Source organism: Sphingomonas melonis DAPP-PG 224, from assembly GCF_000379045.1.
Lineage (GTDB): Bacteria > Pseudomonadota > Alphaproteobacteria > Sphingomonadales > Sphingomonadaceae > Sphingomonas > Sphingomonas aquatilis.
The window spans coordinates 1,423,828-1,448,513 of the sequence record NZ_KB900605.1; the positions used below are offsets into that span (position 1 = coordinate 1,423,828).

General features: G+C 67.6%; 21 protein-coding genes. 12 read left to right on the plus strand and 9 right to left on the minus strand.

The window, feature by feature from the left end:
• Positions 1-9: 9 nt before the first annotated feature.
• A complete protein-coding gene (locus SPHME3_RS0107135) occupies positions 10-996 on the minus strand; it encodes a YihY/virulence factor BrkB family protein (protein WP_018250645.1) in 987 nt (328 codons plus the stop codon).
• Positions 954-1,895 carry a DnaJ C-terminal domain-containing protein gene (locus tag SPHME3_RS0107140; protein ID WP_017979905.1) on the minus strand — a complete coding sequence of 314 codons (942 nt, stop codon included), beginning with the start codon at positions 1,893-1,895 and terminating at the stop codon, positions 954-956. Before SPHME3_RS0107140 ends, SPHME3_RS0107135 begins: the two co-directional genes overlap by 43 nt.
• Before the next feature lie 97 nt (positions 1,896-1,992).
• Between SPHME3_RS0107140 and SPHME3_RS0107145 the strand changes: the two genes are divergently transcribed.
• Positions 1,993-2,256: a hypothetical protein gene (locus SPHME3_RS0107145; RefSeq protein ID WP_017979904.1), complete on the plus strand. Its 264-nt coding sequence runs from the start codon at positions 1,993-1,995 to the stop codon at positions 2,254-2,256.
• A 126-nt stretch (positions 2,257-2,382) separates the two neighbouring features.
• On the opposite strand, the gene SPHME3_RS0107150 is transcribed toward SPHME3_RS0107145, so the two are convergent.
• The 4 genes from SPHME3_RS0107150 to ku all read right to left on the minus strand — a co-directional run bounded on the left by SPHME3_RS0107150 (position 2,383) and on the right by ku (position 9,363).
• On the minus strand, positions 2,383-3,261 hold the full coding sequence (locus SPHME3_RS0107150) for a transglutaminase family protein (protein WP_024310368.1): 879 nt from the start codon (positions 3,259-3,261) through the stop codon (positions 2,383-2,385).
• A gap of 25 nt (positions 3,262-3,286) precedes the next feature.
• Positions 3,287-5,761, minus strand: a complete 2,475-nt coding sequence (locus SPHME3_RS0107155) for a circularly permuted type 2 ATP-grasp protein (protein WP_017979902.1) — start codon at positions 5,759-5,761, stop codon at positions 3,287-3,289.
• Between the two features lie 229 nt (positions 5,762-5,990).
• Complete coding sequence (gene ligD / locus SPHME3_RS0107160; protein ID WP_017979901.1) at positions 5,991-8,495, minus strand: DNA ligase D; 2,505 nt, start codon at positions 8,493-8,495, stop codon at positions 5,991-5,993.
• Complete coding sequence (gene ku / locus SPHME3_RS0107165) at positions 8,488-9,363, minus strand: non-homologous end joining protein Ku (protein ID WP_017979900.1); 876 nt, start codon at positions 9,361-9,363, stop codon at positions 8,488-8,490. The genes ligD and ku overlap by 8 nt, the downstream gene beginning before the upstream one ends.
• 121 nt (positions 9,364-9,484) lie before the next feature.
• Between ku and pdxH the strand changes: the two genes are divergently transcribed.
• The 3 genes from pdxH to SPHME3_RS0107180 are packed head-to-tail and all read left to right on the plus strand — an operon-like array spanning position 9,485 to position 11,810.
• Positions 9,485-10,063: a pyridoxamine 5'-phosphate oxidase gene (pdxH, locus tag SPHME3_RS0107170; protein ID WP_017979899.1), complete on the plus strand. Its 579-nt coding sequence runs from the start codon at positions 9,485-9,487 to the stop codon at positions 10,061-10,063.
• Positions 10,060-11,013, plus strand: coding sequence for a cation diffusion facilitator family transporter (locus SPHME3_RS0107175; RefSeq protein ID WP_017979898.1), 954 nt, complete (start codon positions 10,060-10,062; stop codon positions 11,011-11,013). The genes pdxH and SPHME3_RS0107175 overlap by 4 nt, the downstream gene beginning before the upstream one ends.
• Entirely contained in the window at positions 11,013-11,810 is a 798-nt protein-coding gene (locus SPHME3_RS0107180) for a PhzF family phenazine biosynthesis protein (RefSeq protein ID WP_017979897.1), read from the plus strand. Before SPHME3_RS0107175 ends, SPHME3_RS0107180 begins: the two co-directional genes overlap by 1 nt.
• Positions 11,811-11,948: 138 nt before the next feature.
• Here SPHME3_RS0107180 and SPHME3_RS0107185 read toward each other — a convergent pair whose 3' ends face one another.
• Positions 11,949-12,203, minus strand: coding sequence for a UvrB/UvrC motif-containing protein (locus SPHME3_RS0107185; RefSeq protein WP_018250646.1), 255 nt, complete (start codon positions 12,201-12,203; stop codon positions 11,949-11,951).
• Complete coding sequence (gene mnmA / locus SPHME3_RS0107190) at positions 12,200-13,312, minus strand: tRNA 2-thiouridine(34) synthase MnmA (RefSeq protein ID WP_017979895.1); 1,113 nt, start codon at positions 13,310-13,312, stop codon at positions 12,200-12,202. The genes SPHME3_RS0107185 and mnmA overlap by 4 nt, the downstream gene beginning before the upstream one ends.
• A 494-nt stretch (positions 13,313-13,806) precedes the next feature.
• Between mnmA and sciP the strand changes: the two genes are divergently transcribed.
• Positions 13,807-14,106: a CtrA inhibitor SciP gene (gene sciP / locus SPHME3_RS0107200; protein WP_024310369.1), complete on the plus strand. Its 300-nt coding sequence runs from the start codon at positions 13,807-13,809 to the stop codon at positions 14,104-14,106.
• Positions 14,107-14,204: 98 nt separating this feature from the next.
• Positions 14,205-14,462, plus strand: coding sequence for a GlsB/YeaQ/YmgE family stress response membrane protein (locus SPHME3_RS0107205; protein WP_017979892.1), 258 nt, complete (start codon positions 14,205-14,207; stop codon positions 14,460-14,462).
• Between the two features lie 231 nt (positions 14,463-14,693).
• Here the strand turns inward: SPHME3_RS0107205 and SPHME3_RS0107210 are convergent, their stop codons facing one another.
• Positions 14,694-15,428, minus strand: a complete 735-nt coding sequence (locus SPHME3_RS0107210; RefSeq protein ID WP_017979891.1) for an SIMPL domain-containing protein — start codon at positions 15,426-15,428, stop codon at positions 14,694-14,696.
• A gap of 220 nt (positions 15,429-15,648) precedes the next feature.
• Between SPHME3_RS0107210 and SPHME3_RS0107215 the strand changes: the two genes are divergently transcribed.
• The 6 genes from SPHME3_RS0107215 (at position 15,649) to SPHME3_RS0107240 (ending at position 24,683) form a co-directional block, all read left to right on the plus strand.
• Positions 15,649-16,824, plus strand: coding sequence for an efflux RND transporter periplasmic adaptor subunit (locus tag SPHME3_RS0107215; protein ID WP_017979890.1), 1,176 nt, complete (start codon positions 15,649-15,651; stop codon positions 16,822-16,824).
• 1 nt (position 16,825) lies between these two features.
• On the plus strand, positions 16,826-20,047 hold the full coding sequence (locus tag SPHME3_RS0107220) for an efflux RND transporter permease subunit (RefSeq protein ID WP_018250647.1): 3,222 nt from the start codon (positions 16,826-16,828) through the stop codon (positions 20,045-20,047).
• A gap of 282 nt (positions 20,048-20,329) precedes the next feature.
• Positions 20,330-21,595, plus strand: coding sequence for a DUF445 domain-containing protein (locus SPHME3_RS0107225; protein WP_024310370.1), 1,266 nt, complete (start codon positions 20,330-20,332; stop codon positions 21,593-21,595).
• Positions 21,596-21,718: 123 nt separating this feature from the next.
• Complete coding sequence (locus SPHME3_RS0107230; protein ID WP_017979887.1) at positions 21,719-22,825, plus strand: ABC transporter permease; 1,107 nt, start codon at positions 21,719-21,721, stop codon at positions 22,823-22,825.
• Positions 22,825-23,721 (plus strand): ABC transporter ATP-binding protein, encoded by an 897-nt coding sequence (locus SPHME3_RS0107235; protein WP_018250648.1) that lies wholly within the window; start codon positions 22,825-22,827, stop codon positions 23,719-23,721. Before SPHME3_RS0107230 ends, SPHME3_RS0107235 begins: the two co-directional genes overlap by 1 nt.
• Positions 23,721-24,683, plus strand: coding sequence for an MlaD family protein (locus tag SPHME3_RS0107240; protein WP_017979885.1), 963 nt, complete (start codon positions 23,721-23,723; stop codon positions 24,681-24,683). The genes SPHME3_RS0107235 and SPHME3_RS0107240 overlap by 1 nt, the downstream gene beginning before the upstream one ends.
• Positions 24,684-24,686 lie beyond the last annotated feature (3 nt).

The following is a 24,686-nucleotide window of genomic DNA, read 5'->3' on the forward strand; positions in this document are numbered from 1 at the left end:
CTCATTACCTTATCCTGTGGTCGCGGCCTCCTGTAGCGCCGGTTCGGGGGGTTCCGCCAGTGCTGCGTTGAGATGGGCGCCGAAGACGAGGCCCAGACCGATCAGATAGAAGAACAGCAGCATGACGACGACGCCCGCGAGGCTGCCATAGGTAAGGTCGTAGCCGCCGAGCTGGCTAAGGACGAGCGGCAGCAGCGCGGTCATGCTGACCCACCAGCCTGCGGTGAATAGCGCGCCCGGCCATTTCGGGCAGTCGCTGTGGCGATATTTGCCCGGCGTCACCGAGTAGAACAGCAGATACAGCGCCCCGAACATGATGAGGCCGGGGATCAGTCGCGACAGGCCGACCCAGCCTGCGGCGTCGCGCGCGAAGGGCAGCAGGCGATAGATGAACTGTTCGGCAGCGGTCAGGATACCCTGCACCAGGAAGCTCATCAGCGCGATGATGACCGACAGGATGATGACGCCCGACGACGACAGGCGCGACCGCCAGAAGGGCACGCTGGCCTTCACGCCATAGGCGCGATGGAAGATGTCGCGGATCGTCTCGACGAAGCTGCCGACGGTCCATAGGCCGACGAGGCCGCCGAGCCACAGCAGCGACCCCGTCCGCGCGACGAGCACGTCGGCGATCGGCTTGCGCAGAATATCGGCGACGTTGGGCGGCAGGACATGGAGGAAGGAACTGACCGCGCGTTGCGTTTCGGCGCTCTGCCCCAGCAACGACAGCACCGCCGCCGCGGTGATGAAGAACGGGAACACCGTCATCAGCGCGAGATAGGCGAGATTGCCGGCGTGGATGAAGCCGTCGTTGAACACGCCGAGACCGGCCCGCTTCACGACCTCGATCGCGGCGGGGCCGGGCTTCAGCTTAGCCAGTTGATGACGGGCGCCCTTGCGCAGATGCGCGCGGGCTTCGGGGGTCAGGGCTGTCGTATCGGTCACTACCCCCGTCAGACGCCCATCGCGGCGCGCGGGTTCCGTGGGTCCTGCCATCCGTCGGCGAACTGTTGCAACGCTGCATCATCGGTCGGAAGGTCGATCATCAGCGTGACCAATTGGTCGCCGCGGCTGCCATCCTTTTTGTGGAAGCCCTTGCCCTTCAGGCGCAGCGTCTTGCCCGAGCTGGTGCCCTTGGGGATCGTCAGCATCACGGCTTTATCGACGGTGGGCACGCGGACCGCGCCACCCTTCACCGCTTCGGTCAGCGTGATCGGCAGGTCGAGCCGCACGTCGTCGCCGTCGCGCGTGAAGAAGCGGTGGCCCTGCACCTCGATCGCGACGATCGCGTCACCCGCGCCGCCCGGGCCGGGTTCGCCCTTGCCGGCGAGCTTCATCTGCGTGCCCGTCTCGACCCCGGCAGGCAGCTTCAGGTCGATTGCCTTGCCGTCGCCGAGCGTCACGCGCTGCGGCGCCAGCGTCGCGGCATCGACGAAGGGCACCTGCAACCGGTACGTGATCGTCGCGCCCTTGGGCTGCGGGCGGCGGCCGAAGCCACTGGCGAATCCGCCACCACCGCCGCGCTGTGCGCCGCCGAACAATCCTTCGAAAATGTCGCTCATATCGGCGTCGCCGGCGCCGAATTCGAAGCCGGCGCTGCTGAAGCCGCCGCCCGCATTGGTGCGCCCGCCGCCGGGCCGCGCGCCGCCGCCGAAGCCGAAGGGCGAGGCGGGGTTGCCGTCGCCGTCGATCTCGCCGCGGTCGAAGCGTGCGCGCTTGTCCTTGTCGGTCAGCAGATCGTAGGCGCCGGTCACCTGGCTGAAGCGTTCGGCCGCCTTCGGATTGTCCTTGTTGCGGTCGGGATGCAGCTCTTTGGCGAGCTTGCGATACGCCTTCTTGATGTCGGCCTCGGACGCGCCCCGCGCGACGCCCAAAGTCTGATATGGATCGGCCATTGGTTCCCCGTTGGTGTATTATGAACCTATGTGGGGGAGGCCGCGTCGCAACGCAATCGGTGGCTGCTTCGTTGGTGGGTCATCGAGGAGAGTGACGATGACCGACACACAGCCCACGCAGGCGATGAGCACGGATCGCGGCGGATCGAACGACGGCGTCGAGGCGCCGGGCGGCAAGTCCGCGAGCGAGAGCAACGGTGGGGCGTATTCCAATCCGCATACGGGCAAGGACGCGAAGGACCGCGACGGGGTCGGCGGTGGCTTCCTGGGTCATGGCGGGCAGAGCGGGATGGATTATTCCGGCACGGGTGATGGGGATACGGACGAGGATGTCGGCAACGCGAATGCGGTGACGAAGTAGGAGGCTGATTCCGTCACCCCGGACTTGGTCCGGGGTCCACTCTGCGGCGAGGGGGACGATTCGAGCCTCTTGCCATTCCCTGGTGGTCCGGTGGACCCCGGACCAAGTCCGGGGTGACGGCGGGATTTAGGACAGCGGCGCCACGTCCACGCTCACCGACATGCTCTGCGCCTGCGAGCCCAGCACCACACCATCGACCGGCGCGATCTCGGCATAGTCGCGGCCGACCGCCATCACGATATGGTCGCCCGCCATCCAGATGCCGTTGGTGGGATCGAGCCCGATCCAGCCGCGCACCGGGCCACACCACAGCAGCACCCAGGCGTGCGTCGCGTCCGCCCCGACCAGCCGCGGCTGCCCCTCCGGCGGTATGGTGCGGATATAGCCGCTGGCATAGGCTGCGGGCAGGCCGGCGGCGCGCAGGCCGGTAATCATGATCTGCGCGAAGTCCTGGCACACGCCCTTGCGCTGCCGGAACGCCTCGCGCGGTGGCGTGTCGACCAGCGTCGCGTGCGGATCGAAGGCGAAATCGCGCTGGATGCGGCGGGCGAGCGCAATCCCCGCCTCCAGACTGCCGCGGCCGGGCGCAAGGTCTTCGGCGCAATAGGCGGCGATGTCGCGGTCGAGCGGGATGAGCGGCGAGGGGAACAGGTAATTCGCCGGTCCCGCCGCCGACAGGTCACGGCTGGCGAGCGCCAGTGCGGCGATCTCGCCCAGCGTCGGGTCGTCGGCGGCAGGCACCGGCACCAGCCGGTCGACCGTCAGACGCGCGACGCTCTCGATCGTCAGGCTGCGCACCGGCGTATCGACCACCAGCCGCGTGACATGGGCGAGGCCCGCTTCGGCAAGGCCGGTGCTCGTCCGCCCGGCGGGCTCGACGGTCAGGCGGTAATCCTCCAGCACCTGCCCCGGCCAGTTGATCGGCTTGAGCCGCAGGTTGCAGCGCGCGAACTTGACGTTGCCGCCATAGTCGAAACGGGTGACGTGTCGGACGTCGTAGCGCATCGGGTGCGTGGTCATGCGCCCCACCTCATGCCAGGGTAAGCCCGACGGCGCGCAGGGGTTCGGCGCCTTGCAGGAAGTAGCGGCGCGCGATCGCGTCGGACAATTGCGCAAGGCGCCGTTCGATATCGCCGAGCGCATCGGCGTCGATCGCCGCCGCGTCGGTCATCGCCAGCGTCGCGGCGAGCGCGGCGGCGTGGCTTTGCTGCGGTTCGGGCATGCCGTCGTCGCTCAGCACCGGCAGGTCGGCGAGCCGCTGGGTGATGCGCTCGGCCTGGTACGCGAGGCTGCGCGGATTGCCGGGATCGAGCGCGACCAGATCGACGACGGGGACGCGCGCAATCCCGGTCAGATACCGCTGGCGATAGCTGATCTGGCTGTCGGCGAGGTCGAGCAGGGTCGACAGATCGTCCGCGGTCGCGCCGGGCATGCCGAACAGCCGCAGCGCGCGCGTCATCGCGATGGCGCGCTCGATACGCCTGCCGATGTCGTGGAAGCGCCAGGCGGCGGTGCGCCCCATATGCTCCGCCGACAGACCGAGGATTGCGGCATAGCGGCGCTGGAGCGAGCCCGCCCGGTCGAGCATGCCGCGATGGGTGGGGAAGGGCGCTTCGAGCAGCCGCATCATGTCGGCGGACAGGCGGTCGCGCGATCCTTCGCCGATGCCGCGGGCCAGGCGATTGATCTTCGCGACCGAATGCCAGCCCTCGTCCTCCATCGCGGTACGCGCGAAGGCAGTGAGGTCGCCGCGGCGCATCGAGTCGGGGTGAGGGGCGGCGCCATTGCCCGCGATCAATCCGACCAGCTTGGCGACGGTGGCGTCGGACAAGGCCGCGCCGCCGTCCGCCGCGATCGAATGGCCCAGCATCACGCGGATCGCCGCGAGCAGCGCCTCGCCGCGCTCCAGGTAACGGCCGAGCCAATAGACGTTGTCGGCGACGCGGCTGGGCAATGTGCCGGGGTTGCGGCGGACGTTGTGCGAATCGGGGGCGGGGAGGAGCGAGACGGGCTCCACTGCCTCGGCGCCGTGGACGCAGACGTCGGCGGACCACAGCCCTTCGCCCAGCACGCTGGCGCGCGGGTCGGTCGCCTCGCCAATGCGGGCGAAACCGCCGGGCATGACCGTCCAGCCGCCGCTCGCGTCGCGCGCCGCGAAGACCCGCAGCGTGAAGGGGCGCGGTTCCAGCGTATCGCCGATGACGACGGGCATGGTCGACAGGCGCACGATCTCCTGCCCGACATAATCCTGCGGGCGCCGGTCCATGTCGGCGAGGAGCATAGCCCTGGCGTCGTCGTCCAGCTCGCCGCCATACACGGTGCGCCCCTGCGGCAACCCGAGCGGGGCGGGACCGAAGGCGGTGCCGATCAGCATGCGGTCGAGGTCTTCGGCGACGCGCGCACGCTCGGTCGGTTGGCCGCACCACCAGGTCGCGATATTGGGCAGATGCAGGCTCTCGCCCAGCAACCGCGTCGCGAGCTGCGGCAGGAAGGCGCCGAACGCCGGCGCCTCCAGCACGCCCGCGCCCGGCGCGTTCGACAGCACGACATTGCCCGCGGCATAGGCGTCGATAAGACCGGCGACGCCGATCTGCGAGTGCGAATCGAACGCCAGCGGATCGAGCATGCGCGGATCAACCCGTCGCCAGAGCGCGTCGATGCGCTTGAGGCCGGCGATGGTGCGGACGTAGAGCTGGTTTTCCAGTGCGGCGAGGTCGGCGCCCTCGACCAGCAGCAGGCCGAGATAGCGTGCGAGATGCGCCTGTTCGGGATAGCTGGGGTTATACCGCCCCGGCGTCAGCAGGCCGATGCGTGGGTCGGCGCGGCGGCACATGGCGGCGATGCCGGCGCGGAAGGCGGCGAAGAAGGGCGCATGCCGCTGCACGTTGAGCCGCGCCTGAAGCCCACCGAGTGTGCGGCTGACCGCCAGCCGATTCTCGAGCGCGTAGCCGGCGCCCGCAGGCGCGCGCAGGTGATCGGCGAGCACGCGCCATTCGCCGGTCGGCCCGCGGCCGAGATCGATCGCGATGAAGTGCAGATGCTTGCCGCCCGGCGGATCCAGCCCGACCATCGGCCGCAGGAAATAGGGGCTGCCGGTAACCAGCGCCGCGGGGATCAGGCCGCGTTCGACCAGGCGCTGCGGGCCGTAGAGATCGGCGATCACCGTCTCCATCAACTCGGCGCGTTGCGTGACTCCGCGGGCGATGCCGGCCCATTCGTCTGCCTCGATCAGCAGCGGCACCGGACTGACCGGCCAGGGGCGCTCGTCCGCCTCGCCGATGATGCGAAAGCCGGTGCCGATGTCGGCGGCGTGGCGACGCACGCGTTCGCGGACATGATCGAGGTCGTCGGAGGCGACGCTGGCGAGTTCGGCGAACATCGCGGCCCAGGCAGGATCGCCGCTGTCGCACAGCACGTCGCCGCCGCGCGTACGTGCGCAATAGTCGGCGATCCAGCGCCGGGCATGCGTCTCGGCATCGAATATGGGCGCCGCCTGCGTCGCCATCGCTGTCCGTCCGTCCCCCGCTTTTGGTGCGGCGCACCGTCTACACATGCTGGGGCGGATGCAACAGGGTTTGGGGAGGGGTGGGTACTATGCCGGCCGTCACCCCGGACTTGTTCCGGGGTCCACTCTGCGGCTTGGGGATAGCTTGCGCCTCCAGCCGCCCCCTAGCGGCACGGTGGACCCCGGACCAAGTCCGGGGTGACGAAGGTTGGCAGGCGCCCGGAACGCCTCACACGTCCGGCAGCACCTGATCCGCCACGCCCCAGCCGGCCAGCGCGCGCGACGTCGCGCGCTTCAGCAGTTCGTCCGCGTCGCGGACGGTCCAGCGCGCGGCCGTGTCGATGTCGCGCAGCTCGGTCCACGACACGGGGGCCGACACCGGTGCGCCGGCCCGGGCTCGCGCCGAATAGGGCATGATCGCGGTGCTGCCACGCTGGTTGCGCAGATAGTCGATGAAGATGCGGCCCTTCCGCTTCGCCTTGGTCGCAACCGCTACGAAGCGGTCCGGCTCCGCCGCGGCCAGCGCGCGCGCGAAGCGGTCGGCGAAATCTTTCACGCCTGGCCATTCCGCCTGGGGCGTGAGCGGCACGACGACATGGACACCCTTGCCGCCCGATAGCAACGGGAAGCTGACGAGGCCGATCTCGGCAAGCTGCGCGCGGACGTGATCGGCGGCCGCCTTGGTGTCCGCGAATCCCAGGCCCTCGTCGGGGTCGAGATCGATCACCAGCCGGTCAGGCCGCTCGATCGCGTCGACATGGCTCCCCCAGCCGTGGAATTCGATGCCCCCCATCTGCACGCAGGCGACGAGGCCGTCGGCGCTGTCGACGTAGAGGTAGGGTTCGACGCTGCCGTCCTTTTCATGGACGTCGACATGGTGGACGTGTTCGCCAAAGCTGCCTGCGTCGTGCTTTTGGAAGAAGCATTGCTTGGCGCGGCCTTGCGGACAGCGGACCAGGCTAAGCGGGCGGCGGGCGACCCAGGGCAGCATGATCGGGCTGACCGCGGCGTAATAATCGGCGAGCTCGCCCTTGGTGACGTTGCTTTCGGGGAAGATCACGCGGTCGCGATTGCTGACCTTGACGTGGATCGCTGGCGTATCGGCCTGGTCGGGGGCGGGTTCGGGCACTTCCGCGACGACCGTATCGGCGGGTTTGTCGCCGCGCAGACCCAGGAAGCTCGCGTGGCGTAGCAGGCCATCGGGCGTCGTCTCGGCAAAGGCGATCTCCGCGACCAAATCGGGGCGAACCCAGCGCGCGCCGCGGATGGCGGCCCGGAAGGGCTTCAGCGCGGTCGCGTCGACCGGTGGTGCGTCCGTCTTGAGCGTCGCGAGGCGTTCGATGAGATCGTCCATCGTCGCGGTATCGAAGCCGGTGCCGACCTTGCCGGTGTAGCGCCAGCCCCCGGTCTTGCCATCGCCTTCGCGTACACCCAGCAGCAGTGACTTGAATCCCCGCCGCTTGTCGGACGGCACCCAGCCGAGGATGACGAATTCCTGGCGGCGGGTGCATTTCGCCTTCAGCCACGTCCGGTTGCGGCCGCCGGTATAGGGCGCGTCGGCGCGCTTCGACACGACGCCCTCCATCCCCTCGCGGCACATCGTATCGAACAATTGCTCGCCCGAGCCCAAGACGTGCTCCGAGAATTGCAGGTGTCCGTCATCGCCGACGATGCCGCGCAGCCGCTCCTTGCGCTCGACCGTCGTCAGGCCGGTCACATCCTCGCCGTCGAGCGACAGCAGATCGAAGGCGAACAGCGTCATCGCGCCGCCCGCACCGATCGCGTCCTTCAGCGTTGAGAAATCGGGCTTGCCATCCTTGAACGCGACGATCTCGCCGTCGATCAGCGCGGAGGACACGGGGAGGGCGGCGGCGGCCTCTGCTATCCCCCCAAATTTGTCCGTCCAGTCGAGGCCGTTGCGGGTGTAGACCCTTGCCGCCCCATCCGCGACCGCGACGAGGGCGCGATAGCCGTCGTACTTCATCTCGTGCAGCCAGCCGGTGCCCGCGGGCACGCTGTCGACCAAGGTGCAGAGTTGGGGGTTCTGGAAGGCGGGGAGTTTGGCCTTCTTGCCCTTTTTCGCACGCGTCGCGCGCGGGGCTGCCCCTCCACCACCCGCTGCGCGGGCGGTCCCCCTCCCCCGCGGAGCAGGAGAGGACTTACCGTCGGCGATCTCCGCCATCGTGCGGCCGGTTGCGACGCTGGTGAGGCCTTCCTCGACCAACGTGTCCGTCCCGCCGGCGTGAGCGTCGTCGATCTTGCGCAATAGCCAATTCTCGCGCTTTTCCTTGCCGCGCGGCTTCAGGCGGATCAGCAGCCATTCGCCCTGCATCCGCTCGCCATCGAGGACGAAGTGGAGATGGCCCTTATCGATGTCCTTGGCGGACTTGCCCGCGACCGGCGCCCAGGTTCCGCGGTCCCACAGCATCACCGTGCCGCCGCCATATTCGCCTTCGGGAATCGTGCCTTCGAACGTCGCATACGACAAAGGATGATCCTCGGTGCGCACCGCGAGACGCTTTTCGTCGGGATCGAGGCTGGGGCCGCGCGTCACGGCCCAGCTTTTAAGAACGCCGTCCGCTTCGAGGCGGAAATCCCAATGGAGGCGGGTGGCGTCATGCTTCTGGACGATGAAGCTATTGCCGTTGCCCGGCGCGAGCGTACCCGCCGGCTCCGCCGTCTTCGCGAAATCGCGCTTGGCATTGTAGCGGGCGAGCGGGTCTGTCTCAGGCACGCTTCTTCGCCGGGGCGCGTTTGGCGGGGGCCTTCTTCGCGGCGGGCTTTTTCGCCGGCGCGGCTTTGGCTGCCGACCCGCCCGATTTCTCCATCGACTTCTTTAGCGCCGCCATCAGATCGACGACATTGCTGCTCTTGGCGGGTGTGTCGTCGTCGACATCCTCGATCACCTTGCCCTTGGTCTTGCGCTTGCGCGCGATCAGATCCTTCAGCGCATCGACGTAGCGGTCGTGAAATTCCTGCGGATCGAAGGCGCCGCTCTTCTTGTCGATCAACGCTTCGGCAAGGTCGAGCAATTCGCTGTCGGGCTTGGCGTCGGGGATCTCGCGGAAATAGCTCTGTGCCTTGTTCACCTCATCGGCGTAGCGCAGCGTTTCCAGCACCATGCCGCGGCCGCACGGCTTCAGGCTGACGACATATTCGCGCCCGCGCATCGCCAGTTGGCCGAGGCCCACCTTTTTCGTCCGCCGCAGCGCCTCGCGCAGCACGATGAACGCCTCTTCGGCCAGATCGTCCGCAGGCACGACGAAATAGGGTTTTTCGTAATAGAGGACGGGAATTTCGTCGGCATCGACGAACTGGGTCAGCTCCAGCGTCTTCTTCGATTCGAGCTTTACTGCGTCGATCTCGTCCTGCTCCAGCAGCACGAATTCGCCCTTCGACACCTCATAGCCCTTCATGATCTCGTCGGTGTCCACGGGGCCGACGCCGGTGACGACCTTCTCGTAATGGATCGGCTTGCCGCTGGGTTCGTGGATCTGCTTGAAGGCGACGCTGGCACCGCTTTTTGTCGCCGAATAGATTTCGACCGGTATCGACACCAGCGCGAGCCGGATCTGTCCTTGCCAATAGGCGCGTGCGGGCATTGCGAGGGCTTTCCGTTGCGGAAGCGATTCAATTCATGGGAGAAAGAGTCGTTCCCGCCAATTCCTCCCCCTGGCGGGGGAGGATTTTTGTTTGCGGCCATTTTCCGCTAAGGGGCCGGCCATGGCCGACAATCCCTTCGCGCTGTTCGATGCCTGGTATGCCGAGGCGAAAGACAGCGAACCCAATGACCCCAATGCGATGGCGCTCGCCACCGTCGATGCCGCCGGGCAGCCGTCGGTGCGCATGGTGCTGCTGAAAGGGCACGGCCCCGACGGCTTCGTCTTCTACACCAACCGCGAAAGCCGCAAGGCGGGCGATCTGGCGGCGGTGCCCAAGGCGGCGCTGCTGTTCCACTGGAAGTCGCTGCGCCGGCAGATTCGCATCGAGGGCGCAGTGACCCGAGCGACCGATGCAGAGTCGGATGCGTATTTCGCGTCGCGCGGCCGTGATTCGCAGCTGGGCGCCTGGGCATCGGACCAGTCGCGGCCGCTCGATACGCGTGAGACGTTCGAGGCGCGGTTTGCCGAGATGCAAGCCCGGTTCGAGGGCGGCGACGTACCGCGGCCGCCGCATTGGGGCGGCTATCGCGTGACGCCGCAGGCGATCGAATTCTGGCAGGATCGCGCGCATCGTCTGCACGAACGCCGCCTGTTCACGCGGACCGATACGGGCTGGACCGAAGGATTGCTGTTCCCATGACGCGCGACGAACAACGCCGTTTTCTGCCGCTGGCGACCCGCGCCGCGCTTGCCAGCGTCAGTATGGCCTGCTTCCTGCTGGCGCTCAAAAGCTTTGCGGCCTGGCACACAGGATCGGTCGCGATGCTCGGCAGCCTGGCCGATACCGCACTCGATCTGCTCGCCAGTCTCGTGACGCTGTACGGCGTGCGGCTCGCGGCGACGCCGGCGGATCACGATCATCGCTTCGGCCATGGCAAGGCGGAGGCGCTGGCCGCCCTGTTCCAGGTCGCGCTGATCACCGCATCGGCGGCGGGCATCGCATGGCGCGCGATCACCGCGCTGGGCGAGAACGGGCCGACGGCGGACGCCGAATTCGGCATCGGCGTGTCGCTGATCGCGATCGTCGCGACGATCGTGTTGCTGTGGTATCAACGCCGCATCATCCGATCGACGGGCTCGGTCGCGATCATGGCGGACAACGTCCATTATCAGTCCGACGTGCTGCTCAACGGATCGGTGATCCTGGCGCTGGTGGTCGACCAGTATCTGGGCTGGCACAAGGCGGACCCGATCTTCGGCATCGCGATCGCGCTGTGGCTCGCCTGGGGGGCGTTCCAGGCGTCGTCCAACGCGATCGACCAGCTGATGGACAAGGAATGGCCCGAGGATCAGCGGGCCGCCTTCCTCGACGTCGCCGCGCGCCAGCCGGGCCTCAAGGGCATCCACGATTTCCGCACGCGCCGGTCGGGCAGCCACGATTTCGCGCAATTCCACATGGAGGTCGATCGCAACCTGACGGTCGGCGCCGCGCATGACATCGTCGAGGGCGTCGAGCGCAACCTCAGGCAGATGTTCCCGAAGGTGGAGGTGCTGATCCACCTCGATCCCGAGGGCCATGTCGATACCGACAATCCGCTGGTCGAGGCCGACGTGACGCCGCACTGGTTCGGCAAGCGGGTCGGCTATTGATGCGCATCCCCTTCGCCCAGATCGATGCCTTTGCGGAACGTGCGTTCGGCGGCAATCCGGCGGCGGTGATGCCGCTCGCCGCGTGGCTCGCCGATGACGTGCTCCAGCAGATCGCGAGCGAGAATAACCTCAGCGAGACGGCCTTCATCGTGCCGCACGAGGGGGAGGACGCCGATTTCGATCTACGCTGGTTCACCCCCGCCGCGGAGGTGGCGCTGTGCGGCCACGCGACGCTGGCGAGCGGGCATTTCGTGCTGTCATCGGATGCGGCGCTGACGCGGGTGCGCTTCGCGACGCGGCAGGCGGGCATCCTGGAGGTGGCGCGCGATGGCGACCGCTATCGCGTGGCGCTGCCGGCATGGGGGCCGAGCGCGAAGCCGCTGGAGGGCGTCGTCGCGGCGCTGGGCGTGACCGATCCGGTCGAGACGCTGTGGCATGACAAGGGCTATGCGGTGGTCGTGCTCGCTGACGAGGCGGCGGTGCGCGCCGTCCGCCCGGACGATCGCGCGCTGACCGCAGAGGGCCCGATCGTCGCGATCGTCACCGCGCGGGGACAGGCGACCGACATCGTCAGCCGTGCCTTCACGCCTTATTACGACATTTCCGAAGACCCGGTGACGGGCGCGGCGCATGCGGTGGTCGTGCCCTATTGGGCGCAGACGCTGGGGCGCGATCGCTTCACAGCGTTTCAGGCGAGCAAGCGCGGCGGGCTGCTGTCCTGTGCGTTGGAGGGCGAGCGTGTGGTGCTGGGCGGGGCCTGCGTGACGGTGATCGAGGGGACGTTCCTGCTGCCGTAGGGTGGTCCCCGTTTCATAAACCAACGTCATTCCCGCGGAGGCGGGAATCCAGACGCGCGGACCTCCCGAAAGAGCCGCACCGTTAGCGGTTCTGGATTCCCGCCTGCGCGGGAATGACGATGATTGGGGGGAGGAGGCCTACCGCTTCCGCCCCTTGGTCATCGGATCGGGTTTCTTCGGCTTCACCCATCCTGCCGGCGGTTCGACCTGCTGGCGACTCGTGCCGAGGCCCATCGCACCGGGCTGTTGGCGCGTCAGGCCGGCGGGGTCCGCGTCCTCGCCGCCGGCGCGCAACAGGCTGATGCGGTCGCGCAACGCCGCGGCGCGCGCGAAATCGAGCGCTTCCGCCGCTGCCTCCATCTCCGCTTGCAGCGACGCGATCGAAACAGTCATGCCGCCGCCGCGAGCGCTGCGGCTTCGGTCGCTGCGATCCAGCCGCCGCCGAGTACCCGGTCGCCGGCGTAAAGCACCGCCGCCTGGCCCGGCGCGACGCCATATTCGGGGGCATCGAACAGCAAGCGGTCACCTGCCAGTCGCGCCGGCACTGGCTTGGCCATCGAGCGCACCTTGGCGGTGAGTGGCCCGCCATGGTCGCCACCGATCCAGTTCACCCCGCTCAGCCGCGCCGCCGCCACCGCCAGCGCCGCGCGGGGGCCGACGACGACCTGCCGGTTCGCGGCATCGACCCGCACGACATAGAGCGGCTCGGGACTGCCGCCGATCTCGAGGCCGCGGCGCTGGCCGACGGTGAAGTGGATGATGCCGCGATGGGTGCCGAGCTTCGTACCGTTGAGGTCCACGATATCGCCTGCCGTGTCCGCCTCGGGCCGCAGCTTGCGGACCAGCCCGGCATAATCGCCGTCGGGGACGAAGCAGATGTCCTGGCTGTCCGGTTTGCCCGCAACGGCGAGGCCCATCTCCGCCGCGATCTCGCGCACCCGCGCCTTGGGCAGGCCGCCCAGCGGAAAGCGCAGATAATCGAGCTGCTCCTGCGTCGTCGCGAACAGGAAATAGCTCTGGTCGCGCGCGGGATCGGCGCCCCGATGCAACTCGGCGCCCGCGGCCCCTTCGACGCGACGGACATAATGGCCAGTCGCAAGGCAGTCCGCACCGAGATCGCGCGCCAAAGCGAGCAGGTCGGTGAATTTGGGGCCGGTGTTGCACTGAACGCAGGGGATCGGCGTCTGGCCGGCGAGATAGGCGTCAGCGAAGGTATCGACCACCGTCTCGCGGAATCGGCTTTCATGGTCGAAGACGTAATGCGCGATGCCCAGCCGGTCGCACACCGCGCGTGCGTCGCGAATATCGCGGCCCGCGCAGCAGCTGCCCGAGCGCCCCGTCGCCTCGCCATGATCGTAAAGCTGCAAGGTCACGCCGATCGTCTCGGCGCCGGTGCGCGCGGCGAGCGCCGCCACCACCGAACTGTCGACGCCGCCCGACATGGCGACGACGATGCGCCGCGCGGACAGGGGGGCGGGCAGCTGGAAATCCGTGTCGTCCATAACGGTCTTCCCATACGCCGATGGCGGTGGAACCGCAAAGTAAGGATGGTTCACATATTCTTGCGCCGGGCTTTACCCGACCTTCACCCGAACGGGGATAAAGCCGTGTCTCCTTAGTGAGTAACACGAGTGCAGCCGCGTTGGATCTCAGCTTTCCCGGTTTCGACAGACGTAGCGAAGTCAGCCGGCTTCCCCGCGATCTGTCCGCGGCCGTGGCGGATGTGGCGACGCGGCAGGGTGTGCCACCGGCGCTCCGTTCCGACATGCGGAGCGGCCGGACGGGACATCGCTCACGGCTGCTGCACCCGCTCAACTGTGCCTTCAACGGCGCGGTGGCGATGCTGCTGCGGACGTTGACCGGTGCCGGGACCGGCGATGCTCCCGAACATGAAGACGGCGTTTACCTCGGCGTTTCAGCCGATCTTCAAGACCGTGTCGCTAAGGACAGTGCTGCTTTCAGAGAGGGGGCCCCCCGCCCCGATCGAGGTTGAATGATGATTGAAAATCAGAAAATCCGCCCCGCCAAGGTCATCGGCCCGCTCGGCGAATCGCTGACGCTCGATACGCTGCCGCCGCCGTCGACGACGCGCTGGGTGGTACGCCGCAAGGCAGAGGTGGTCGCCGCGGTGAACGGCGGGCTGCTGACGGTGGACGAGGTCTGCACGCGCTACGGCCTGACCGTCGAGGAATTCGCAGGCTGGCAGCGCGCGATCGACCGGTCGGGCATGCCGGGCCTGCGCGTCACGCGCATCCAGCACTATAAGTCGTTGTACGAGCGCCAGCAGAAATATTGAGCGATATCGCACGCTAGACCGAAACGCGTGCGGAACATTTATCCGGCCTCATGAGTCTTTCCGCCAGAGCCCACGCCGGGCGATAAACGGAGGGACTTATGGGTATCATTCTTTGGCTCATCATCGGCGGTGTCATCGGTTGGCTCGCCAGCATCATCATGCGCACCGACGCGCAGCAGGGCATTTTCCTGAACATCGTCGTCGGCATCGTCGGCGCCTTCATCGGCGGCCTGATCATCTCGGGCGGTTCGATCAACAATGCGCCGCTCAACGTCACGTCGTTCCTGGTGTCGCTGCTGGGTGCGGTGATCCTGCTCGGGATCGTGAACCTCGTGCGTCGTGGCAGCGTGCGCTAAGCGCCGCTTCCCCCTCGAAGGTTGAAGAAAGGGCCGTCCGGGCAACCGGGCGGCCTTTTTCTATGTTCGGGATCCATCACTTGATCGTCATCCCGGCGGACGCGTGGAACCATGGAGGCGGTGCCGGGGCGAGGGGCGTGCCCGCCTTCAAGTGCGTCGCAACCATGGATCCCGGCGTGCGCCGGGATGACGAAGGGGCGGGGCGGTTCATCGCCACCGCCCCCGTTCCCCTCACTGCAACAGGTAGCGCACCGACAGCGTGACGGTGACGTCCTTCTCGCCCGGTGCGATCTCGGTGGCAGCATCCGCCTTCATCGCACGGACCATCATCGGCACGACCGGCGATCCGCCGTCGTTCTGGCCTGCTTCGGCAATCGAGATGACGCGCACCACGCGCATGCCGGCCGCCGACGCATACAGATCGGCCCGCGCACGGGCGCGCTTCACCGCATCAGCGCGGGCTTCGTCCAGCGCGGCATCGGGCTTGTCGATCGACAGATTGGGGCCCTCGATCTGGTTCGCCCCCTCCGCCACCAGCGTATCGAGCACGGTGCCGGCGCGCGCGACGTCGCGGAAGCGGACGCTGACCGTGTTGGTCGCCTGATAGCCGGTGATCGCCGGCGGCTGGCCGTCGGTGTAGCGATATTGCGGGTTGAGGCCGACGTTCGACGTCGCGATGTCGCGGGGCGCGATGCCCGCGCGCTTCAGGCCCGCCATGACGCGCGCCATCCGCTGCGCATTGTCGAGCAGCGCGGCGGCGGCGGTCGGTGCCTGCGACACGACGCCGGCACGGATCGTCGCGATATCGGGCACGCGCGTGGTGCGGCCTTCCGCCTGGATGTCGAGGATCGTGCCCTGCGCGGGCACCAGTGGCTCGACCGTGGTCGGCAGGCTCTGCGCGTGCGCGGCGCCCGTCATCGTCACCAATCCGGCGGCGGCTCCGGCCAGCGCGGTCCAATATTTCATCGCAAGACTCCCGTTGTTGCGTGTGGGGCGGTCTTTGCCGCCGATAAGGTCAACCGTTGCTGAACGACGTCGATCCGTTGCGTAGATCAATGGCTTGCGGCATGACGCGGCGACCGTGCCGCCCATCGTCGCGACCAGGGCTTGAGTGCGGTGATATATTCCGATAACACAGTGCGACGGGTACAGGCCGGACGTAAGCCGGGACGGGGATGGGACGGGCATGAACGAATATAACGGGTCGATCGGTCACGAAGAGCGGATGGCGCTGCCGGGGGAACCGGCGCCGTCGGGCCGCGGACGGACGATCGTCATCACCGTGATCGTGATCGCGCTCATCGGCGTGCTCGCTTATGTCATGTTCGGGCACAAGAAGGCCGATCCCAACGCCGGCAAGAAGACCGAGCAGATGCCCGCCGTCACCTATGTGGTGCCGGGTCGCAAGACGGTGGATCGCACGATCAACGCCACCGGCACGCTGGCCGCGCGGCGCGAGATGCCGGTCGGCGTTGCGGGCGAGGGCGGCATGATCACCCGCGTGCTGGTCGAGCCGGGGCAGTGGGTGAACGCGGGACAGGTGCTCGCCACCGTCGACCGTTCGGTGCAGACGCAGACCGCGCAGAGCCTGGCCGCGCAGGTCGCGGTCGCACGATCCGACCAGACGATCGCCCAGGCCGAACTCGACCGCGCCCAGCAGCTGGTCGACCGCGGCTTCATTTCCAAGGCCGATCTCCAGCGCAAGGCCGCCACGCGCGACGCCGCCGCCGCGCGCGTGCAGGTCGCCGCCGCAGGGCTGCGCGAGGCGCAGGCGCGTAACGGCCGCCTCGACATCCGCGCGCCCGCCGCGGGCCTCGTCCTGACGCGCCAGGCCGAACCCGGCCAGATCGTCAGCGCCGGTTCGGGCGTGCTGTTCCGCATGGCGCAGGGCGGCCAAATCGAGATGCGGGCACAGCTCTCCGAAGCCGATCTCGCGACGCTCCACACGGGCGCGCGGGCGCAGGTGACGCCGGTCGGCAGCGATCGCAGCTTCGCCGGCGAGGTGTGGCAGGTGTCGCCGGTCATCGACACGCAGACGCGGCAGGGCATCGCCCGCGTGGCGCTGCCCTATGATCCGGCGCTGCGGCCGGGCGGCTTCGCTTCGGCGACGATCGTCGGCGGCGCGGCGGTCGCGCCGCTGCTCCCCGATTCGGCGATCCAGAGCGACGACAAGGGCAGCTTCGTCTATATCGTCGGCAAGGACGACAAGGTCGAACGCCGCAACGTCAAGATCGGCCAGGTGTCGGACGCGGGCGTGACGATCACCTCAGGGCTGGACGGCAGCGAGCGCGTGGTGCGGGCCGCGGGCGGCTTCCTCGTCCCGGGCCAGAAGGTGAAGCCGGTCGTGGGAAAGGCGAGCTGACATGAGCTTTCGCAACATCTCCGCCTGGGCGATCCGGAACCCCGTTCCGCCGATCGTCCTGTTCATCGCGCTGACGCTGGCGGGCATCGTCAGCTTCATGCGGATGGACGTGAACAACGATCCCGACATCGATTTCCCGGTCGTCATCGTCGTCATCAGCCAGCCGGGCGCGGCGCCGACGGAGCTGGAAAATCAGGTCACCAACCGCGTCGAATCGGCGGTCCGGTCGCTGCAAGGTATCGACGAAATCACCTCGACCGTCACCGAGGGTCAATCGACCACCGTCGTCCAGCTCGCGATCGGCACGCCGATCGACCGCGCGGTCAACGACACGCGCGACAAGATCGCGCAGATCCGCAGCAACCTGCCCGAAGGCATCCTGGAACCGCAGATCTTCCGCGCGGACACGACGGACAACGATCTCGCCAGCTATTCGGCGATCGCCAGCGACATGACGGTCGAACAGCTTAGCTGGTACATCGACAACACCGTCGCCAAGGAATTGCTGTCGGTGCCCGGCATGGCCGCGGTCAACCGCAACGGCGGCGTCAGCCGCGAAATCCGCGTCATCCTCGATCCGCTGAAGCTGCAGGCGCAGGGCCTCACCGCGGCGCAGGTCAACGCGCAGCTCAGGCAGATCAACCTCAACGCCGCCGGTGGCCGCGCCGAGATCGCCGGGTCCGAACAATCCGTCCGCGTGCTCGGCAATGCGCGCAACGCCAACGACCTTGCGCAGACCCGGATCAGCGTCGGGGATGGGCGGACGATCCGCCTCGCGGACATCGCGACGGTGCGCGATCTCTACGCCGAACAGCGTAGCCGCGCCGCGGTAGACGGGCGTCAGGCGATCAGCTTCGACTTCCAGCGCGCCAAGGGGGCCTCGGACGTCAGCGTCTTCAACGAGACGGTGAAGAAGCTGCAAGCGCTCGAAAAGCGCAACCCGAGCGTCCATTTCGTGCTGCGCTCGAACAGCGTCAAATATACCGAGGCGCAGTACAAGTCCGCGATCCATGCGATGATCGAGGGCGCGGTGCTGGCGGTGCTGGTCGTGCTGCTGTTCCTGCGCGACTGGCGCGCGACTTTGATCTCGGCGCTGGCGATCCCGCTGTCGGCGATCCCGACCTTCTGGTTCATGGAGCTGTTGGGCTTCAACCTCAATCAGATGACGCTGCTCGGCCTCAGCCTCGTCGCGGGCGTGCTGGTCGACGACGCGATCGTCGAGATCGAAAATATCGTCCGTCACATGCGCATGGGCAAATCCGCCTATCAGGCGTCGATCGACGCGGCGGACGAGATCGGCCTTGCCGTGCTGGCGACGACGATGTCGATCGTCGCGGTATTCATGCCGGTCAGCCTGATGCCGGGCATTTCCGGCCAGTATTTCCAGAACTTCGGCCTGACCGTCGTCGTGTCGGTGCTGATGAGCCTCGCCGTCGCGCGCCTCATCACGCCGATGATCGCGGCCTATTTCCTAAAGAGCTTCGGCCACGCCAGCCACGGCGAGGGGCGGCTGATGGACGCCTATATGGCCGTCCTGCGCTGGACGCTCGACAGCACGCGGCAAAAGGCGAGTGCAGCGCGGGGCAGCTATCACCGCGTCACCAGCCGCTGGCGCGACCATCGCATGTGGGTGATGGGCCTGGGCGTCGCCGCATTCGTCGCGACGCTGTTCATGTTCACCGTCATCCCGATGCAATTCTCGCCGCCGCAGGACAATGACGATTCGACTGCGACGATCGAGATGGTGCCGGGCACCACGCTCGCGCAGACCGACGCGGTGGTGACGCGTGTCGCCGACCTGCTCCGTCGCCAGCCGGAGGTGCAGTCGGTCTACGCCCGCACCGGATCGAATGGATCGGTCGCCAATGGCCGCGTGACAGCGACGCTGCGCGACGACCGCAAGGTCACCAGCACGGAATTCGAACGCAAGCTCGCGCCCGAGCTCGCCAAGATCCCCGACGCCCGCGTCGGCTTCCGGTCGCAGTTCGGCTGGGGCTCGTCGGGTCGAGACATGACTGTCGTCCTCGGCAGCGACGATCCCGAGCTGCTGCAGAAGACCGCGAACACATTGGTCGACCAGATGGCGAAGCTGGGGACGATCACCCAGCCGCGCATCTCGGGCAACCTCCAGCGGCCCGAAATCATCATCAAGCCGCGCTTCGACCTCGCCGCTAATCTGGGCGTGACGACGCAGGCCCTGTCCAGCGCGATCCGCATCGCGACCCTGGGTGACATCGACCAGAATTCGGCGCGCTTCAGCCTGGCCGATCGCCAAGTGCCGATCCGCGTTGCGCTCGATCAGGGCGCGCGGACCGAGCTGTCGACGATTCAGAACCTGCCGGTCGCGACGCAGACGGGCGGATCGGTGCCGCTCAGCCTGATCGCCGATATCAGCCTGGGTTCGGGGCCGACGCAGATCGACCGCGTCAACCAGCAGCGCCGCATCGCGGTGGGCGCGGACCTTGCGCCGGGTATCGTCTCCGGGGTCGCGCAGAAGCAGATCGACAATCTGCCGATCATGAAGAACCTGCCGATCGGCGTGAACAAGCTGACGCTGGGGCAGGCGAAGTGGCAGGCGGAGATGCTGCAGAACTTCGTCGTCGCGGTGATATCGGGGACGTTCCTCGTGTTCGCGGTGCTGGTGCTGCTGTACCGCCGGGCGCTGCCGCCGTTCGTCAACATGGCGTCGCTGCTGCTGGCACCGCTGGGCGGCCTGATCGCTTTGTGGGCGACGGGTAACCCCTTGTCGCTGCCGGTGTTCATCGGCCTGCTGATGCTGCTTGGCATCGTCGCCAAGAACTCGATCCTGCTGATCGACTTCGCGCTGGAGGAGATGAACAAGGGCGTCGACACGCTCACCGCGATCATCGACGCCGGGCACAAGCGCGCGCAGCCGATCGTGATGACGACGGTCGCGATGGTCGCAGGCATGATCCCGACGGCGCTGTCGATCGGCGGCGACGGATCGTGGCGTGCGCCGATGGGCATCGTCGTGATCGGCGGCCTGATCCTGTCGACCATCCTGACGCTGGTGATCGTGCCTGCTGCGTTCAGCCTGGCGGTGGGGGTGGAGCGCTATGTCGGCCCGCGGCTGGGCCGGCGCCTGCTCACCTACCGCCCCGGCGACGATGGCAGCACGGTGGTCGGCATCGCGGGGCCGGACACGCCGACGCTGGGGCCGGTGCCCGGGCGGCTGGGCCATGGGGACCAACCGGCGGAGTAAGGGCGGGACCCGGCGTTTGCTGTGATGACGGAGGGAAGGGCTGCACGGCTTCCCTCCGCGTCATTCCCGCGAAGGCGGGAATCCATAACCGCTGACGTGGCGACTCTTTCGCGAGGGTAGCGCGTCTGAATTCCCGCCTTCGCGGGAATGACGGAGAAAGAGGGGCGTTGGAGGGGGCCGGGTAGCGGCAATGACGTCGAGCGACAGAAGGCGCCATGACCACCGCATGCCTCATCCATCACGCCTCTTGAACTTCCCCGGCTTTCGGGGATTGTTTCGCCGATGACGTCCGTTTCCCGTATCCGCGCCGGCGAGGCGGCCCCGCCAGCCCTCGTCAGGATGCGGCGGATCGCGGGTGGATTGCTGTTGGCGATGGCTGCGATCTTCCTCGTCAGCCGGCATTATGCGCCCCTTTACCCCTGGGCGGGGTTCGTGCAGGCGTTCAGCGAGGCGGCGATGGTCGGCGGCCTGGCCGACTGGTTTGCTGTGACCGCGCTGTTCCGCCACCCGCTGGGGCTGCCGATCCCGCACACGGCGATCGTGCCGCGCAACAAGGATCGGATCGGCGACACGCTCGCGACCTTCCTGCGCACCAATTTCCTGTTGCCCGCCATTATCGCCCGCCAGATGCGCCGCGTCGACGTCGCCACAGCGATCGCCCGTTGGCTGACCGATCCGCCGGAAGGGGCGGGGGGGCGGTTCCGCCAGGGTGCGTCGAAGCTGGTGGCGCAGGTGCTCGACGGCCTCGATCCACAGCGGCTGGGTGGCATGGTGAAGGCGGGGATCGCGGCGCGACTGCGCGAGACCGACGTGTCGCCGATCCTCGGCCGGATCCTCACCGCCACGGTGGCCGACAATCGTCATGCCCCACTGCTGGACGGCGCGATCCGCTGGAGTGCCAAGGCGCTGGCCGCCAACGAACATCTGATCCGCCAGATGGTGCATGAACGAGCGGGATCGATCCTGCGCTGGACGGGGCTCGACGAAACCGTCGCGGACAAGTTGATCGACGGACTCGACCGATTGATCGTCGATATGGCCGAAGACCCGCAGCATCCGCTGCGCCTGAAGGTCGAGGAAGGGCTCGATCGGCTCGCCTGGGACCTGCAATTCGACCCCGAAACGCAGGCGAAAGTGGAGGCGATGAAGGTCGAGCTGATCGCCAATCCCGCGATGCAGCGCTGGATGGACGGCCTGTGGGAATCGGCGCGTGCCGGCCTGTTGCGCATCGCCCGCGATCCCGAAGGCGCGATGCAGGGCCAGATCGGCGACCTGCTGCGCCAGCTTGGGCAAACGCTGACCAGCGACCCGCGCCTCGCCCGTACGATCAATCGCTTCGTTCGCCGTACCGTCGTGGGCATCGCCGCGGATTATGGCGAGGGCATCGTCGCGCTCGTGTCGCAAACCGTGCGCGGCTGGGATACGCGTACGATCACCAGCCGGTTGGAAAACGCCGTCGGCCGCGACCTGCAATATATCCGGATCAACGGGACGCTGGTGGGCGGGCTCGTCGGCCTCGTCATCCATAGCGTCGACGTTCTGCTCTGACTTGGGCAGCCTGTCGCGCGCGTCGTGACCGATCGAACCTGACCTGAACACACCGACCGTCCCGCCGTGGGCCGTCGCACCTGCGAAACGCCTTGCCGTTTAGGGCAACTTGCCGCACAAGCCATGGCGATGAGCGGCTCACCGGACTTCCAGCAGGATAGCGGCGGAACGCTGCGCTTTTCCGGCGATCTGCTGCTGCGTACCATCGGTACGCTGCCCGAACGACTCGACGGCGTCGCAGGGCCGGTTTCTCGCATCGATCTCAGCGATGTCGGGCGGATCGATACGGTCGGCGCCTGGGTGATCCATCGCTTCGCCGCCCGCCACGACGCCGAAATCGACGGCCTGGACGAGGGCGGGCGTTACCTGCTCGACCATGTCGTCGCCGCCGACCAGCCGGTTGCGCTGCCGCAGCGCCCGTCCAACGCCTTCGTCCGCTTGCTGGGCGAGATGGGCGATGCGGTCGTCATTACCTTCCGCACGCTGTACGGCCTGCTCGGCTTCCTGGGCGCGACGACGATCGCCTTCGTCAACGTCGTGCGCCACCCCAGCCGCTTCCGCTTCAACGCGACGGTTCACCGGTTCGAGGTGGTCGGCGTGCAGGCGCTGGCGATCGTCGGGCTGATGAGTTTCCTGATCGGCATCGTCATCGCGCAACAGGGCGCGGTGCAGCTTCGACAATTCGGCGCGGAGGTGTTCACGATCAACCTCGTCGGGCGCCTGACCTTGCGCGAACTCGGCGTGCTGATGACCGCGATCATGGTGGCGGGTCGCTCGGGGTCGGCCTTCGCGGCGCAGCTCGGCACGATGAAGCTGACCGAAGAGATCGACGCGATGCGGACGATCGGCGTCTCGCCGATGGAGGCCTTGGTGCTGCCGCGCACGATCGCGGCGGTGTTGCTGATGCCGCTGCTCGGCTTCTATTCGTCGCTGATCGCGATCATCGGCGGCTGCCTGCTGGCCTGGGCGTCGCTCGATATTCCGCCAGTCACGTTCATCCAGCGCATCCGCGAAGTCGTGCCGATCACCGATCTGTACATCGGCCTGATCAAGGCGCCGGTCTTCGGCGCGATCATCGCGATCGCCGGCTGTTTCCAGGGCATGCTGGTCGAATCGGACGCCGAGCAGGTCGGCCTGCGCACCACGTCGGCGGTGGTGCAGGCGATCTTCCTCGTCATCGTGCTCGACGCCTTCTTCGCGGTGTTCTTCACCTGGGTGGGGTGGAACTGATGGCGCAGCGCAACACCGCTCCCGGCGACGACGGCGAGCATGTCATCCAGGTCCGCGGCCTGAAGAATGCCTTTGGCGATTCGGTGATCCACGACGGGCTCGACCTAGACGTGCGGCGCGGCGAGATCCTGGGCGTCGTCGGCGGATCGGGCACCGGCAAGTCGGTGCTGATGCGTTCGATCATCGGGTTGCAGACGCCGGTCGAGGGCGAGATCACCGTCTTCGGTGAACCGACGATCGGCCGCGAGGAAACCGAGGCCACGAATATCCGCAAGCGCTGGGGCGTGCTGTTCCAGGGCGGCGCGCTCTTCTCCACGCTGACGGTCGCGGAGAATGTCCAGGTGCCGCTGCGCGAATTCTATCGCGACCTGAACCCCGCGCTGATGGCGGAAATCGCCGCGTACAAGGTCGTGATGACCGGCCTGAAGCCCGATGCCGGGCCCAAATATCCCGCCGAACTGTCGGGTGGCATGAAAAAGCGCGCCGGCCTGGCGCGCGCGCTGGCGCTCGATCCCGAACTGCTGTTCCTCGACGAACCGACGGCGGGTCTCGACCCGATCGGCGCCGCGGCGTTCGACGACCTCACCCAATCGCTCCAGAAGACGCTGGGGCTGACCGTGTTCCTGATCACCCACGATCTCGATACGCTGTACGCGATCTGCGACCGCGTTGCGGTGCTGGCGGACAAGAAGGTGATCGCGGTGGGCACGATCGACGAGCTGCTCGCGCTCGATCACCCCTGGATCCAAGAATATTTCAAGGGCCCGCGCGGCCGCGCCGCGATCGCCACGCAAGAGGCGAATGCGCGCGATCACCCCACCGAAGTGAAGACCAACCAACTCGCGGCAAGTCCCGCCGCAGCGACCGAACCGGCCGAACAGGCGAGAAGCGACTGATGGAAACCCGTTCCAACCATGTGATCGTCGGCGCGGTCGTGCTGATCCTGCTCGCCGTGCTGGCGATCTTCACCGTCTGGATCGCCCGCCTTGGCGGCGCGAAGACGCACGAATACGACATCTTCTTCAAGCAATCCGTCGACGGATTGGCGACGGGATCGACCGTCACCTATTCGGGCGTGCCGACGGGGCAGGTGAAGAAGATCGCGCTGTGGAAGCCCGATCCCCAGTTCGTGCGCGTGCGCGTGTCGCTCAACGAGGATACGCCGATCCTGCAGGGCACGACCGCGACGATCCAGGGCAGCTTCACCGGCACCAGCACCGTCGCGCTGGACGGCGCGCGCAAGGGTGCGCCGCCGATCGTCTGCCCCGAACGCCCCGATCCGACGCAATGCCCCTATGGCGTGCCCGTGATCCCGACCAAGCAGGGCGGCATCGGCGCGATCCTGAACAGCGCGCCGCAGCTGCTCGAGCGCCTGTCGACGCTGACCGAGCGGCTGACCGGCCTGCTCACCGACCGCAATCAGGCGTCGATCGCCGGCATCCTCGACAATACCAACCGCCTGACCGACGCGCTCGCCGATCGCGGGCCGGAGATTGCGGCGACGTTGGCGCAGACCCGCATCGCGATCCAGCAGGCGGGCGATGCCGCCCAGTCGATCGGCAAGCTCGCCGACACGACGAACGGCGTGCTGGCGGAGGACGTCAAGCCGACGCTCGCCAACCTCAACCAGACGATCGCGGCGGCCAAGCAGAGCGCGGAAACGCTCAACTCGGCGATCCAGGATGCGCGGCCGGGCCTGCAGACCTTCTCGAAGCAGACGATCCCGGAAGCGAACCGTCTGGTGCGCGACCTGCGCGTCACCGCGACCGCGCTGTCCTCGATCGCCGACAAGGTCGATCAGGGCGGGGCAGGATCGCTGATCGGCCAGCAGAAGCTCCCCGATTACAAGGGCAAGTGAGAT